Origin of the sequence: Streptomyces sp. NBC_01520 (assembly GCF_045040375.1) — a bacterium.
Taxonomy (GTDB): domain Bacteria; phylum Actinomycetota; class Actinomycetes; order Streptomycetales; family Streptomycetaceae; genus Streptomyces.
The window spans coordinates 856,909-870,877 of the sequence record NZ_CP109404.1 but is presented as its reverse complement, the minus strand read 5'-3'; the positions used below and the strand labels follow the sequence as shown (position 1 = coordinate 870,877).

The window sequence follows — 13,969 nt, the reverse complement described above, 5'->3', positions numbered from 1 at the left end:
GCCCGAACGCCGGCGGGGCCGCCCGTTCGTCCATCCGTACCCCCGCGGCCCGGTCGGCCGTGGGGCGGGGCGACCACGCCCGGCCGTCGGTGTGCCGTACGGGCGGGACACACCGACGGCCGGGCAAGACCGCCGTTGTGGGGGTCGTCAGGTGCGGACCGGTTCCCTGGGGGCGTCGTGCCGCTCGTCACCGACGGGCCGCGGGTGCAGGGCCGTGCCCTCCACGTCGACGTCGGGAAGCGCCCTGTCGAGCCACCGGGGCAGCCACCAGGCCCGGTCACCGAGCAGGGCGAGCACCGCGGGTACGAGCGCCATCCGTACGACGAAGGCGTCGAACAGGACGGCGATCGCGAGGCCGAAACCAATGGTCTTGACCATGGACTCGGTGGAGGCGATGAACCCGGAGAACACAGCGATCATGATGAGCGCCGCCGCGACGACGACGCGGGCGCTGTGGCCGAATCCTGTCACGACCGCCTGCGCGGGCCGGTCGCCGTGGACGTACGCCTCCCGGATACGGGCCACCAGGAACACCTCGTAGTCCATCGCGAGACCGAAGACGATGCCCACCAGGAAGATCGGCATGAGGCTCATGATCGGGCCCGCCTGCTCGACGCCGAGCAGTTCGGCCCCCCATCCCCACTGGAAGACCGCCACCACGGAACCGAGGGCGGCGAGCACCGACAACAGGAACCCGAGGGCCGCCTTGACCGGCACGAGCACGGACCTGAACACGACCAGCAGCAGCACGAAGGCCAGGCCCACGATGACCGCCAGGTAGGGCAGCAGGGCGCCCTGGAGCGCCTGGGCGATGTCGATGTTCATCGCCGTGCTGCCGGTCACCTCGAACGTCGTACCCGTGGACGACTCGGTCGCGGACCGTTCGCCCCGGATGGTGTGGACGATGTCCTTGGTGGTTTCGTCGTTGGGTCCGGTGGCCGGTACGGCGGAGAAGACCGCCGTGTCGCCCGCGGCGTTGAAGCGCGCCGGGGAGACGGAGACGACACCCTCGGTGGCGCCGACCTCCTGGGTGACCTTGGCGACCGCGGACTTCGCGTCGGCCGCGCCCCTGGCGTCCACCACGACGGTCAGCGGACCGTTGAATCCGGCACCGAAGCCGTCCGCGAGCGCGTCGTAGGCGCGGCGCTCGGTGGTCGAGGTGGGCTTGGCCTCCTCGCCGGGCATTCCCATCTGCAGGTCCGCCACCGGCAGTGCGAGGACGCCCAGGCCGGCGATGCCCGCCAGCAGGACCGGGACGGGGCGGCGCAGGACGAAACCGGCCCAGCGGGTGCCGCCGTTACCCCGGTCGCTCTTCCTACCGGTCCCGGCGTGTGCACGAGCGCCGTTCCCGGCGCGCGCACGGCTCCTGCGGGCGGAGCGTGCCAGGACGGCGTCCGGCCACATCCCCAGCAGCGCGGGGACCAGGGTGAGCGCGATGAGCACCGCGATGACGACCGCTCCCGCCGCGGACATTCCCATCTTGGTCAGCATCGGGACGCCGACCACGGAGAGTCCCGCCAGCGCGATGACGACGGTGAGCCCGGCGAAGACGACGGCCGACCCGGCGGTCCCGGCGGCAAGGCCCGCCGCCTCCTCCGGTGTGCGGCCCTTGTCGCGCTCCTCTCGGTAGCGGGAGATGACGAACAGCGCGTAGTCGATGCCGACCGCGAGACCGAGCATGGACGCCAGGGTGCCGGTCGTCATGGACAGCCCGAACGTGCTGCCCAGGGCCAGGATCGCGGCCATGCTGATGCCCACACCTATGAGCGCGGTCAGCAACGGCAGCCCGGCTGCGGCCATGGAACCGAAGGTGATCAGCAGGACGACGGCGGCGATGAGCACGCCGATGCCCTCGGCCACACCGCCCGCGGCGGGCTGGGTGGCGAGCGCGGTGCCGCCCACGTCGACCGTGAGGCCGGCGTCCCGGGCCTCTTCGACGGCGCTCTCCAGCGCCTCTTTGCTGGCGTCCGTGAGATCGGCCGCCTTCACCTCGTAGCTGACGGTAGCGTAAGCGGTCGAGGCATCCTCACTGACCGCGTCCGCGCGGAAGGGACTCACGGCACCGGCGACCTGGGCCCCGGCTCCGACCTCGTCCACGAGCGTGCCGATGGCCGCCCGGCTGCCGGCCCCGGTGACCTTCCGGCCGTCCGGGGCGACGAAGACGATCCGGGCGTCGGCTCCGGCGGAGTCCGATCCGGGGAAGCGCTGTTCCATCAGGTCGAAGGCCTTCTGCGCCTCGATCCCCGGCATGAACGAACCGTCGTCGGAAGCGGCGGGCGCGGTGACGGCGGCCGCCCCGACGGCGGCGAGGACGGCCAGCCACAACAGCACGACGGTCCGGCGCCGCCGGAACGCCAGCCGTCCCAGGCGGTAGAGGAAAGTAGCCACGAGTCAGGGGTCTCCACATCTGATCTTGGGTAGACACCCAGACTGACCGTCCGGCCCCCCTCCCGGCATCGTGCGCCTGCGGACACTTGCCGCTGCTGAAACCGCACGAGAGACACCGGACATCTCCTCCTCAGGTATGACAGGACAAGGAGCACACATGACCACGGACCACAGCGGCCGATTCCTCGGCCTGACCCTCGTTGTGACAGGCGCGGGCTCGGGAATCGGCCGGGCCACGGCCCTCCGGATCGCCCAGGAGGGCGGCCGGGTCGTCGCCACCGACCTGGACGCGGGAAGCCTGGACCGGCTCGTCTCCGAAACCGGCGGCTCCACCGTCCGCACCGTGGCCGGGGACATCACCGACGGTGCTGTCATCGACGCCGTGCTCGCGGCAGCCGACGGACCGGTGGCCGGGCTGGCCAACGTCGCCGACGTCATGGACGGCTTCCTGCCCCCTTCCGAGGTCGACGACGCGACGTGGGACCGGGTCATGGCGGTCAACCTCACCGCACCCATGCGGCTGGCCAGGGCGGTGCTCCCGGGCATGATCGCCGCCGGGGGAGGAGCCGTGGTCAACGTCGCCTCCGAAGCCGCGCTGCGCGGCTCCGCGGCCGGAGCCGCCTACACGGCGTCGAAGCACGCGCTGGTCGGCTACACGAAGAACGTGGCGTTCTTCCACGGCCCCCAGGGGATCCGCGCGAACGTCGTGGCCCCCGGCCCCGTGATCACGAACATCGAGGCGAGGATGAAGTCGGACTTCGCCGCCGCCCGGGTGGGCCCGGTCATGAAGGCCACCCTGCCGGCCCCCGTACTGCCGGACCGTCTCGCGGCGGCCATCACCTGGCTCCTCAGCGAGGACTCCGCCAATGTCAACGGAGCCGTCCTGCCCAGTGACGGGGGCTGGTCCGCAGTCTGACGCGGCTCGATATCGTTGCTTGAGTCAGGCAAGTACTGACTAGGGTGAAGGCATGTCACAGCCTGCGCCCGCTCTCACGGCCCATGTCGGTGAGATCGCCAGAGCGCTCGACCGCATCGCCTACCTGACGGGCCGGGCCCGTCAGCACGACCGCCTGATGGCCCTGGCCGGCGTACCGCTGGACCGCGCCGCAGCCGCCCTGCTGCGGCAGATCGCGGAGGGGGAGCCGTTGCGGCCGGGGGAACTGGCGTCCCGGATGTCGGTGGAGGCCTCGCACATCACCCGGCAGGTGCAGCAGATGCGGAGAGCCGGATACGTCACGGCGGTCCCGGATCCGGGCGACCGCCGGGCCCGGCTCGTCGAGCTCACGGAGACGGGACGGGAGGCCGTCGACCGTATCCGGGAAGCAAGCTGCCGGGGGATGAGCATGGCGCTGGAGGACTGGGCGCCGGAGGACCTGGAGCGGCTCGCCACACTCTTCCACCGCATGGTCGACGACTTCGTCGCGCGCGCCGACGACGACGTGAAGCTCCAACCCCCCACCTGACCGCGCCCCCACCTCACCCCGGCCGGCTCCCTCCGCGGCGCCGGCGGGGACCGGTCCCGGCCCGACACGAATGGCTTCCCGCATGCAGATGAGCACCCCTCAGCCGTCACCGGCGCGTGGGGACGGCCAGCATGTCCTGGTCGTCGCCGACGACCCCGCGATCGTCGAACTCCTCACGACGACACTCGTGCTGGCGGGGTATCAGGTGCAGTCGGCGTCGAGCGGCGCCGAAGGGCTGAAGCGGGTCGCGGAACATCCGTACGACCTTGTGGTCTTCGACGCCACGATGCCCGGCCTGGACGAACTCCAGCGGGGCCGCCGTCTTCCGCCCGCCGACCGGCCGCCCGTACTCTTCCTCACCGCCTACGAGTCCCTGCACACCCTGGTCCCCGAACTGGGCCTGGGCGAGGAGGACTACGTCACCAAACCCTTCGGGATCTCCGAAGTGCTGGCCAGGACGCATGTGCTCTTACGCGGCAGGAACGCACCCCGGCAGGCCGACACCCCGCACTACCGGGACCTCCTCCTCGACCACGCCACGTGCGAGGCCAGACGCGGAGCGAGGCCTCTGGACCTGACGCCCGCCGAGTACCGGCTCCTGTGCCTGCTGCTGGCCCACGCGGAGCGGGTGCTGTCCAAGGGACAGATCAGCCGGCACGTCTGGGGCGACGTCCGCGCCGACAACGCGATCGAGAAGCTCGTCTCCAGGCTCCGGCGGAAGGTCGACGTCGAGGAGCCCGCGCTGATCCACACCCGCCGGGGCTTCGGATACTGGCTCGGCTGCTCGCATCACTGAGGCCGCCGTAGTGATCTGCGTCACGTCAGGCTTCTGTCAGGAAACCGGCCGGGCGGTGTCAGCCCGTTCCGCTGGGATGGGCCCCGTCCGACGCCGCACCGCACGCGTCGGGCGCCCCCACCGCCGAGGAGAAGCATGTCCGACACCCTGGCCCGTCCCGCGAACGAAGCGACCCCGCCCGACCCCGAGTACCCGATGACCAGGGACCTGAGCTGCCCGCTGGCCCCGCCCCCCGGACTGCACACCGCCCGCGCCGAGAGCCCGGTCGGCCGGGTCCGGATCTGGAACGGCACGACCCCCTGGCTCATCACCCGGCACGCCGACCAGCGCGCCCTGCTCGTCGACCCCAGGGTCAGCAACGACGACCACGAGCCCGGCTTCCCCTACGTCAACGCCCATCGCGCGGCCATCGCGCACTCCACCCCGCCGCTCATCACCAACACCGACGCACCCGAGCACACCCGGCTGCGCCGGATGGTCAACGCGCCGTTCCTCGTCAAGCGGATCGAAGCCATGCGGCCCGCCATCCAGAAGATCGTCGACGACCTGATCGACACCATGCTCGACGGCCCGAAGCCGGCCGACCTCCTCACCGCCCTGGCCCTGCCCGTCCCCTCGCTCGTCATCGCCGAACTGCTCGGAGTGCCGTACGCGGACCACGACTTCTTCCAGAGCAACAGCAACCTCGTACTGGACAGCGACGCCTCAGCCGACGAGGCCCGCCGTGCGAGCGGCGCCCTCGCCGGATATCTCGACACCCTCCTCGGCGAGAAGCTCGTCACCCCCGGCGACGACGTGCTGTCCGGAATGGGGCGCCGGGTCGCGGCGGGTGAGATGACCCGTCAGGAAGCCGTCCACATGGGCGTCGCGATGCTCATCGCCGGCCACGAGACCACCGCCACCATGATCAGCCTCGGCACCCTCGCACTGCTCCAGCACCCCGAGCAGCTCGCCCTGCTCCGCGACAGCGACGATCCGAGGACCGTCGCGGGATCGGTCGACGAGCTGCTGCGCTACCTGACCATCGTCCAGACCGGTGTGCGCCGCGTCGCCAAGGAGGACATCGCCGTCGGCGACCAGGTCATCCGCGCCGGGGACGGCATCATCTTCGACCTCGCCGCCGCCAACTGGGACCCCGAGGCCTTCCCCGAGGCCGACCGCCTGGACCTGGCCCGCCCGGCCCGCACGCACCAGGCGTTCGGCTACGGACCCCACCAGTGCCTGGGCCAGTCCCTGGCCCGCCTGGAGCTCCAGGTCGTCTACGGAACCCTCTACCGGCGCATCCCCACCCTGGCCCTGGCCGCCCCGCTCGACCGGCTCGCCTTCGACCACACCGGCACCACCTACGGCGTCCGCTGCCTGCCCGTCACCTGGTAGTCCCGCAGCCGGCGAAACGTAACGTACCGAGGAGTAACAGCATGAGCATGCGTGTGGAACTGGACGAGCCGAAGTGCGTCGCCTCCGGGCAGTGCGTCATGGCGGCCCCCGAGGTGTTCGACCAGCGGGACGAGGACGGTGTCGCGATCCTGCTGGACGACGACCCCGCGCCCGAACTCCACGACGGGGTGCGGGAAGCCGCCGCGATCTGCCCGGCGGCGGCGATCCACCTGGTGGAACAGTGAGGCGGATCGTCGTCGTCGGAGCCTCCGCCGCCGGGCTGGCAGCCGCCGAGACCCTGCGCAGGGAGGGGTACGAAGGCACGGTCACCCTCATCGGTGACGAGCCGCACACCCCCTACGACCGCCCGCCGCTGTCCAAACAGATCCTCTCCGGCACCTGGAGCACCGAACAGCTGACCCTGCGCCCGGGGACCGCCCTCGACGCGCTGGACCTCGACCTGCGCCTCGGCACCGCCGCCACCGGACTCGACCTCGGTTCCCGCGAGGTCCTCCTCGCCGACGGCACCGGGGCGAGGTACGACGGACTGGTCGTCGCCACCGGCGTACGGCCGCGCCGGCTGCCCGGTGAGGGGGCGCACGTGCTGCGCACCCTGGCCGACGCCGTGGCGCTGCGGGACCGGCTGCTGCCGGGGCGCAGGCTGGTCGTGGTCGGGGCCGGTTTCCTGGGGGCCGAGGCGGCTGCGGTGGCCCGGAGCCTCGGGGCGGAGGTCACCCTCCTCGAACCGGCGCCGGTACCGCTCGCCCACGCGGTCGGCGAGAAGGTGGGACAGGTCCTCGCGGAGGCCCACCGCGACCACGGCGTGGACCTCCGCACCGGGGTGACCGTGGTCCGCGCCGACGGGAGCGGGGTGCGTCTGGCCGACGGCGAGGTGGTAGAGGCCGACGACGTGCTGGTCGCCGTCGGTTCCGTACCGAACACCGAGTGGCTCACCGGCAGCGGTCTGACCGTCGACGACGGGCTGGTCTGCGACGAGTTCAGCGCCGCCGCACCGGACGTGTACGGCGCGGGCGACGTCGCCCGCTGGCACAACCCGCTGTTCGGCGTCCCGATGCGCGTCGAGCACCGGACCAACGCCGCGGAGCAGGGCATGGCCGCGGCCCGCAACCTGCTGAAGCCCCTGGCCCGCAGGCCGTTCGCGCCGGTGCCCTACTTCTGGTCCGACCAGTACGGGCTGAAGGTCCAGGCGTACGGCCGGCTGCGCGGCCACGACGAGGTCGCGGTCGTCGAGGGGGACCTCGCCGGACGGCGCTTCCTCGCCGCCTACCGCACGGGTGACCGCCTGGCCGGTGTGCTCGCCGTCGGCATGCCCCCCAAGGCGATCCGCGCCTGGCGGCAGTGCGTGGCCACCCGCACCACATGGAGCGACGCCCTGGGGAGCACCGCCTCCCCGGCCGGGGTCTGACCACACCGAACGGCTCGGCCGTCTCTCCGGAGCGGCCGGGCCCCGTCATACAGGAGGTCGCTCATGCACGAGGGCACACACCGGGAGCGCGACGTGGTGGTGGTGACCGGAGCGGGCGGGATGGGAGCCGCGATCGCCCGCAGGCTGGGCAGCGGACGCACTCTGATCCTCGCCGACGCGTCGGATCCGCCACTGGACCGGCTCGTCGGGGCGCTCCGCGCGGAAGGGCACGTCGTACGGGGGGTGATCACCGACGTGTCCGACCGCTCCGCCGTCGACGACCTCGCCCGGACCGCCGCGGGAGAGGGCCGGATCGCGGCGGTCGTGCACACGGCGGGCGTCTCCCCGGCAACCGCGTCCGCCCGGACGATCATGGCCGTGAACCTGCTGGGCACCGCCCATGTGATCGAGGCCTTCGAGCCGGTGGCGAGCCCCGGGACCTCACTCGTGTGCGTCTCCAGCATGGCCGGTCACTACGCCTCGCTGAGCCGGGAGGACGAGGCACTGCTGGCGTCAGCACCGGCCGAGGACCTGCTCGGGCTCGCCTCCGTCACCGCCGTCGGCGATGAGGCGACGGCCGCGTACATCCTGTCCAAGCGCGGCAACCACCTGCGGGTGCAGGCCGCCGCGCTGGCCTGGAACCTGCGCGGTGCCAGGATCAACAGCATCAGCCCGGGGGTCATCTCCACGGCCATGTCGAAGGCCGAGGCGGAATCACCCTCCGGCGCCCGTATGCTCCGGATGCTCCAGGACTGCGGTGCCGGCCGCACCGGGACACCGGCGGAGATCGCCGACGCCGTCGCCTTCCTCGGCGGGCCCGGGGCCGGCTACATCACCGGCACCGATCTGCTCGTCGACGGCGGCCAGGCGGCCTGGATCCGCTGCCACCGCGTGTGACAGCACGGCTCCGGTGCCGGCCGTGGACCCGGCCGGCCCGGAGTCGTGTGCGTTCACCGGTGCCGGCCTCAGTGCCCGTGGCCGCCGTCCTCGTGCCCGGACGTCGACGCGTCCGGCTCCGGAGCGGTCGCCGACGCCCCGGTCCGGACGGTGAAGGCCGCGGTGCGGACGGTGCCGTCGTGCTCGAAGTCCAGGAAGAGTCGGTACGTCGCCGAGCTGGGCGCGGTCGCGGTGAAGGTGACGGCCGGACCCGGCTCGGTGCGGCCGTCACCGGGCGCCCCGTCGGGGTGGACATGCAGATAGGCGAGGTCACCGGCGCGCAGTGCGACGAGGTGTCCGTAGGCGCCGAGGTAGGGGTCGAGGTCGGTGACGGGCTTGCCGCCCTTGCGCACGTCGAAGGTGAGGTCCTCCGCGACGCCGGGACGGAGGTCCCCGTTCAGGGTCACGGTGTATCCGTCGACCGTGGCGGTACGGGACGGCTTGGGGAGTTCGGCCGGTTTGTAGGTGCCCGCCACGGCGAGGCCGGCGCCCAGGGTGAGGTCGGGGGCGTTCTTCGCGCCCGGTGTGAAGTCCGCGAAGACCCGGTAGTCACCGGCGGCGGGCAGGGTGACGGGGGTGCTCCAGGTGCCGTCGGTGGCCCGGGTGGGGTGCAGGTGACGGTAGGTGGCCAGGTCGCGTGAGGCCAGGATCAGATGCAGCTCCTTGTCGTGCTCACGCTCGTACGAGGTGACGGGCCGGCCGGACCGGTCGCGTACGGCGAAGCGCAGTTCGCCCTCCTGTGCCGCCTTCAGGCGCGGGGTCATGAGGTCGAGGGTGTAGCCGGCCTCGGACACCTGGAGTCCTCCGGCCGCTGATTCCGCGTGGTCGCCGCCGTCCCCCGCCCCTTCCTGTTCCGTGCTGTCCGTGTGGTCGGCGTGAGGCGCGGGCCCGGTGCCGCCCAGAGGGCCCACCGTGTTGCCGAGGCCGTACGCGGCGCCGAAGGACACCGCGATTGCTGCGGTGAAGGACGTGATCTTCCCGGCGGTGTTCATGGCTGTTCCTCCTGGTCCGAGCGGAGTCCCGCGGCGGACCCCACACTCACGAGAATATACCCCTGTGGGGTATCTGCAGACTTCCTGGACTCCCTTGCGAAAAATACGGGTGGGGGGTATACCTGATCGAAGATACCCCACGGGGGTATAAAGATCCGAAGGGGGATCCCATGTCCTGGTCCACGTCCGAAGGCATCCGCACGAACGGCACCGATACCGGCACGGGCACCGGCGGCACCGCGACTGCCGGCGGGGGCTCCACCACCGTCACCGTCACCGTCTACCGGGTGTCCGGCATGACCTGCGGGCACTGCAGGACCGCCGTCACGCGGTCCGTCGGAGCGCTGGACGCGGTCGTGTCCGTCGACGTCGACGTGGCCGGCGGCCTGGTCACCGTCACCACCGCCGGAACACCGGACGACGCCGTGGTCGCTGCGGCGGTCGACGACGCCGGCTACGAGCTGACCGCCCGCGCCTGAGCGGCGCGCACGCTCACGGCAGCCGCCGGGGCCCGAATCCACGGCCCCGGCCCCACCCGTCCCGACGAGGAGCAGGAAATGACCACCAGGACTCAGGGCGCCGCCCAGGTCGAGCTAGCCATCGGCGGCATGACCTGTGCCTCGTGCGCGGCCCGCATCGAGAAGAAGCTCAACCGCATGGACGGGGTCGAGGCGACCGTCAACTACGCCACCGAGAAGGCGAAGGTCACCTACGCCGAGGACATCGCGGTCGAGGACCTGATCGCCACCGTCGAGGCGACCGGCTACTCCGCCCGGCAGCCCACCCCTCCCCGGCACGACGGCGAGGGCGCGGCAGCCGGACCGAGCGACGACGAACGGGCCGACGACGAACTGCGTCCGCTGCGCCAGAGGCTCGTCACCGCGGTCGTTCTCGCCGTTCCCGTCATCGCGATGGCGATGGTCCCGGCCCTGCAGATCGAATACTGGCAGTGGCTCTCGCTCACCCTCGCCGCGCCCGTCGTCACGTACGCGGCCTGGCCCTTCCACCGTGCCGCCGTCACCAACGCCCGGCACGGCGCGGCCACCATGGACACCCTGATCTCGGTCGGCACCGGCGCCGCGTTCCTGTGGTCGCTGTGGGCGCTCTTCTTCGGCACGGCCGGTACACCGGGCATGACGCACCCCTTCGAGTTCACCATCGCGCGCAGCGACGGCTCGGGGAACATCTACCTGGAGGCCGCGGCGGGCGTCACGGCCTTCATCCTGGCCGGCCGGTACTTCGAGGCACGCTCCAAGCGCAAGGCGGGTGCCGCGCTCAGGGCGCTCCTGGAGCTCGGCGCCAAGGAGGTGACCCTCCTGCGCGACGGACTCGAAGTCACCGTACCCACCGCCGAGTTGCGGGTGGGCGACCGCTTCCTGGTACGGCCCGGGGAGAAGATCGCCACCGACGGCACCGTCGTCGAAGGGGCCTCCGCCGTCGACGCGTCGATGCTCACCGGCGAGTCCGTACCCGTCGAGGTGTCCGTCGGCGACCCCGTCACCGGGGCGACCCTGAACGCCGGGGGCCGGCTGGTCGTCGAGGCCGCCCGGATCGGTGCCGACACCCAGCTCGCCCGCATGGCCGAGCTCGTCGAGGACGCGCAGAACGGCAAGGCCGCGGCCCAGCGCCTCGCCGACCGGATCTCCGCCGTGTTCGTGCCCGTCGTCATCGGGCTCGCGCTCGCCGCACTCGGCTTCTGGCTCGGCAGCGGCGCCGGCCTCACGGCCGCGTTCACCGCCGCCGTCGCCGTACTGATCATCGCCTGCCCCTGCGCACTCGGCCTGGCCACCCCGACCGCCCTCATGGTCGGCACCGGCCGCGGCGCCCAGCTCGGCATCCTCATCAAGGGCCCCGAGGTGCTGGAGACCACCCGCAAGGTGGACACCATCGTCCTCGACAAGACCGGCACCGTCACCACCGGCCGGATGACCCTGGTCGGCGTGCACACCGTGGGGGACACGGACGAGAAGGAGGTCCTGCGTCTCGCCGGAGCCCTGGAGCACGCCTCCGAGCACCCCATCGCCCAGGCCGTCGCCGCCGGCGCTTCGGAGGAGGCCGGCCCCCTGCCGACCCCGGAGGACTTCGCCAACATCGCCGGGCTCGGTGTCCAGGGCGTCGTCGACGGCCACGCCGTCCTCGTCGGCAGGGAGAAGCTGCTCACCGAGTGGGCCATGCAGCTGCCCGAGCCGCTCCGGCGCGCCAAGGACGAGGCGGAGAAGGCGGGAAGGACCGCGGTCGTCGTCGCCTGGGACGGCGAGGCACGTGCGGTCCTGGAGGTGGCCGACGCGGTCAAGGAGACGAGCCCCGAGGCCATCCGGCGGCTGCGCGCACTGGGTCTCACCCCGATCCTCCTGACCGGCGACAACAGGGCGGTCGCCGAATCCGTCGCCGCCGAGGTCGGGATCGACGAGGTCATCTCCGAGGTCATGCCCGAGGACAAGGTGGCCGTCGTCAGGAGGCTCCAGGCCGAGGGCCGCAGCGTCGCCATGGTCGGCGACGGCGTCAACGACGCGGCGGCGCTCGCCCAGGCCGACCTCGGGCTCGCGATGGGCACCGGCACCGACGCCGCCATCGAGGCCGGCGACCTGACCCTCGTCCGCGGAGACCTGCGGGCCGCGGCCGACGCGATCCGGCTCTCCCGCAAGACGCTCGGCACGATCCGCTCGAACCTGTTCTGGGCGTTCGCCTACAACGTGGCGGCCCTGCCGCTCGCCGCGGCCGGCCTGCTCAACCCGATGATCGCCGGAGCGGCCATGGCCTTCTCCTCCGTCTTCGTCGTCGGCAACAGCCTGCGCCTGCGCGGCTTCCGCGCCGCCGACTGAGACCGGGCACGGCGTACGGCGCCGGGGCGGACCGACGGTCCGCCCCGGTCCTGTGCCGTTCGTGCGGGTCAGGCGTGGAAGCCGTTGCACACCACGGACGTGTACTCCCCGGGCCCGCCATCGACGTGGTAGAACACCACCGTCCAGTCGCCCTTGTCGTCGCCCACCGGGATCGCGTCGACGACCCGGTCGCCGCCGAAGTGGGCCCGGAAGTCGTCGGGGTACTTGAGTGTGATGGTGCCGCCGGACGACCACCGGGAGTAGAGGTCGAACGGCTTGCTCGTGAAGCCGATGCCCTTGCTGACGGACCCGGTGGGCCGGCCGGTGGCGCGGTCCGTCTCGTGCGGCGGCCGCACCCCCACCGCCAGGTGGTACGGATCCGGCCGCTCGCCCTTCCCGGACTCCTTGGGGCGCAGCGTCACCGTGGCGGTGTCCGTTCCGGTCGTGTGCGAGACGCTGGACTCCAGGTTCATCGGCACATGGTCCAGCGCGAGATCCGCCGGGTCGCACGAGCCCGCGAGGAAGGCTGCCTGACCCGGATCGTCCGACAGGGTCCAGCGGTCCTTGGAGACACGGTCGTTCAGGATGTGGTCCGGGGGCCCGGCCGGAGTGGACGGGGCGGTGGTGCCGGGCGAGGAAGCGTCCGAGGAAGTGCCCGCCGTGCCCGATCCCCGCGCGCCTCCGGCCGACCCGCCGTCCGGGCCGGTCAGCTGCCAGACCAGCGCCGCGGCGGCCAGCACGACCGCGCAGGCCGTGAGCCAGAACCCTCTGCGGCGGACGGGACGCGGCGAGGCGTCCGGACCGTCGTACGGCGTGGGGGCCTGCGGGGGAGCGGCCACGTCCTCCCGTTCCGCGGCGTCGCCCGCGCGCGGCAGGACCTCGGTGCCCGCCGTCTCGCGTACGGGGACGGGGCCGTCGCCCTGGACCAGCGCGCGGTAGTGGGGGTCCGTCGCCAGCGCCGAGTCCACGGCGCACCGCGCGATCAACGTCGCCGGATCCGGCCGGTCCGCCGGGTCCTTGGCGACACACTCCCGGATCAGCGCGGCGAGCGCGGGCCGCACCCCCGCCAGGTCGATGTCCTCGTGCACCGCCCGGTAGCTCACGACCGACGGATCACCGGAGCCGTACGGGGGCCGGCCGGTGACCGTGTACGCGAGCGTCGCCCCAAGGGCGAAGACGTCAGCCGCCGGACCGGCCTCGTTCCGCCGGATCACCTCGGGCGCCGCGAACCCGGGCGTCCCCGTCGCCATCCCGTCCCTGGTGATGAAGGTCTGGTCGAGCCCTCGGGCGATCCCGAAGTCGATCAGCTGCGGACCCTGCGGCGAGAGGATCACGTTCTGCGGCTTGAGGTCCCGGTGGGTGACCCCGTGGACATGGACCGCCGCCAGCCCCTCGGCGAGCGCCGCGAGCAGCCGCAGGGCGCTGTCGGGCGGGAACGGCCCGCCCGCCTCCACCGCCCCGCGCAGCGTCGGCCCCGCCACGTACTCGGTGGCCAGCCAGTAGGGGGAGGTGTCGAGGGACGCCTCGATCAACTGGGCGGTGTACGCGCTGCGTACGGTCTCCACGGTCGCGGCCTCACGCCGGAACCGGGTCAGTGCCTCGGGGTGATCACTGATCTCGTCGCGGATCACCTTCACGGCCACCAGCCGCCCGCCGGGCGACCGGCCGAGATACACCTGTCCCATCCCGCCGGCGCCGAGACGGGCGAGTAGCCGGTACGCGCCCATGCGCGAGGGATCCTGGGGCCGCAGATCATCCACCGGCACGAC

12 protein-coding genes are annotated in these 13,969 nt (G+C 72.5%); 9 read left to right on the top strand and 3 right to left on the bottom strand.

The window, feature by feature from the left end; all coding sequences use genetic code 11:
- Positions 1-147 precede the first annotated feature (147 nt).
- A complete protein-coding gene (locus OG524_RS03960; RefSeq protein WP_405809080.1) occupies positions 148-2,388 on the bottom strand; it encodes an MMPL family transporter in 2,241 nt (746 codons plus the stop codon).
- A 157-nt stretch (positions 2,389-2,545) separates the two neighbouring features.
- Here OG524_RS03960 and OG524_RS03955 point away from each other — a divergent pair, with 157 nt between their 5' ends.
- The 7 genes from OG524_RS03955 to OG524_RS03925 all read left to right on the top strand — a co-directional run bounded on the left by OG524_RS03955 (position 2,546) and on the right by OG524_RS03925 (position 8,347).
- Entirely contained in the window at positions 2,546-3,304 is a 759-nt protein-coding gene (locus OG524_RS03955; protein WP_405809078.1) for an SDR family NAD(P)-dependent oxidoreductase, read from the top strand.
- A 52-nt stretch (positions 3,305-3,356) separates the two neighbouring features.
- On the top strand, positions 3,357-3,851 hold the full coding sequence (locus OG524_RS03950; RefSeq protein ID WP_405392338.1) for a MarR family winged helix-turn-helix transcriptional regulator: 495 nt from the start codon (positions 3,357-3,359) through the stop codon (positions 3,849-3,851).
- Between the two features lie 88 nt (positions 3,852-3,939).
- On the top strand, positions 3,940-4,647 hold the full coding sequence (locus OG524_RS03945) for a response regulator transcription factor (protein ID WP_405392339.1): 708 nt from the start codon (positions 3,940-3,942) through the stop codon (positions 4,645-4,647).
- Between the two features lie 135 nt (positions 4,648-4,782).
- Positions 4,783-6,024, top strand: a complete 1,242-nt coding sequence (locus tag OG524_RS03940) for a cytochrome P450 (protein ID WP_405392340.1) — start codon at positions 4,783-4,785, stop codon at positions 6,022-6,024.
- Between the two features lie 47 nt (positions 6,025-6,071).
- Positions 6,072-6,269 carry a ferredoxin gene (locus tag OG524_RS03935; RefSeq protein ID WP_405393329.1) on the top strand — a complete coding sequence of 66 codons (198 nt, stop codon included), beginning with the start codon at positions 6,072-6,074 and terminating at the stop codon, positions 6,267-6,269.
- On the top strand, positions 6,266-7,450 hold the full coding sequence (locus OG524_RS03930) for an NAD(P)/FAD-dependent oxidoreductase (RefSeq protein WP_405392341.1): 1,185 nt from the start codon (positions 6,266-6,268) through the stop codon (positions 7,448-7,450). Before OG524_RS03935 ends, OG524_RS03930 begins: the two co-directional genes overlap by 4 nt.
- Before the next feature lie 63 nt (positions 7,451-7,513).
- Positions 7,514-8,347: an SDR family oxidoreductase gene (locus tag OG524_RS03925; protein WP_405392342.1), complete on the top strand. Its 834-nt coding sequence runs from the start codon at positions 7,514-7,516 to the stop codon at positions 8,345-8,347.
- A 68-nt stretch (positions 8,348-8,415) separates the two neighbouring features.
- Here the strand turns inward: OG524_RS03925 and OG524_RS03920 are convergent, their stop codons facing one another.
- The gene (locus OG524_RS03920) at positions 8,416-9,378 is read right to left on the bottom strand and encodes a hypothetical protein (RefSeq protein WP_405809074.1); all 963 of its coding nucleotides are present in this window, start codon (positions 9,376-9,378) and stop codon (positions 8,416-8,418) included.
- Positions 9,379-9,548: 170 nt separating this feature from the next.
- Between OG524_RS03920 and OG524_RS03915 the strand changes: the two genes are divergently transcribed.
- Both OG524_RS03915 and OG524_RS03910 read left to right on the top strand, forming a co-directional pair.
- Positions 9,549-9,857, top strand: a complete 309-nt coding sequence (locus tag OG524_RS03915) for a cation transporter (RefSeq protein ID WP_405392344.1) — start codon at positions 9,549-9,551, stop codon at positions 9,855-9,857.
- 78 nt (positions 9,858-9,935) lie between these two features.
- Positions 9,936-12,200, top strand: a complete 2,265-nt coding sequence (locus OG524_RS03910) for a heavy metal translocating P-type ATPase (RefSeq protein WP_405809072.1) — start codon at positions 9,936-9,938, stop codon at positions 12,198-12,200.
- Between the two features lie 68 nt (positions 12,201-12,268).
- On the opposite strand, the gene OG524_RS03905 is transcribed toward OG524_RS03910, so the two are convergent.
- Positions 12,269-13,960: a serine/threonine-protein kinase gene (locus OG524_RS03905; protein WP_405809070.1), complete on the bottom strand. Its 1,692-nt coding sequence runs from the start codon at positions 13,958-13,960 to the stop codon at positions 12,269-12,271.
- Between the last annotated feature and the right edge of the window lie 9 nt (positions 13,961-13,969).

Bases quoted from the DNA above. Each gene is read 5' to 3' on its own strand.
- OG524_RS03955 (WP_405809078.1), top strand. From the start codon at position 2,546: ATGACCACGGACCACAGCGGCCGATTCCTCGGCCTGACCCTCGTTGTG.
- OG524_RS03925 (WP_405392342.1), top strand. From the start codon at position 7,514: ATGCACGAGGGCACACACCGGGAGCGCGACGTGGTGGTGGTGACCGGA.
- OG524_RS03910 (WP_405809072.1), top strand. From the start codon at position 9,936: ATGACCACCAGGACTCAGGGCGCCGCCCAGGTCGAGCTAGCCATCGGC.
- OG524_RS03950 (WP_405392338.1), top strand. From the start codon at position 3,357: ATGTCACAGCCTGCGCCCGCTCTCACGGCCCATGTCGGTGAGATCGCC.
- OG524_RS03940 (WP_405392340.1), top strand. From the start codon at position 4,783: ATGTCCGACACCCTGGCCCGTCCCGCGAACGAAGCGACCCCGCCCGAC.
- OG524_RS03945 (WP_405392339.1), top strand. From the start codon at position 3,940: ATGAGCACCCCTCAGCCGTCACCGGCGCGTGGGGACGGCCAGCATGTC.
- OG524_RS03920 (WP_405809074.1), bottom strand. From the start codon at position 9,378: ATGAACACCGCCGGGAAGATCACGTCCTTCACCGCAGCAATCGCGGTG.
- OG524_RS03935 (WP_405393329.1), top strand. From the start codon at position 6,072: ATGCGTGTGGAACTGGACGAGCCGAAGTGCGTCGCCTCCGGGCAGTGC.
- OG524_RS03915 (WP_405392344.1), top strand. From the start codon at position 9,549: ATGTCCTGGTCCACGTCCGAAGGCATCCGCACGAACGGCACCGATACC.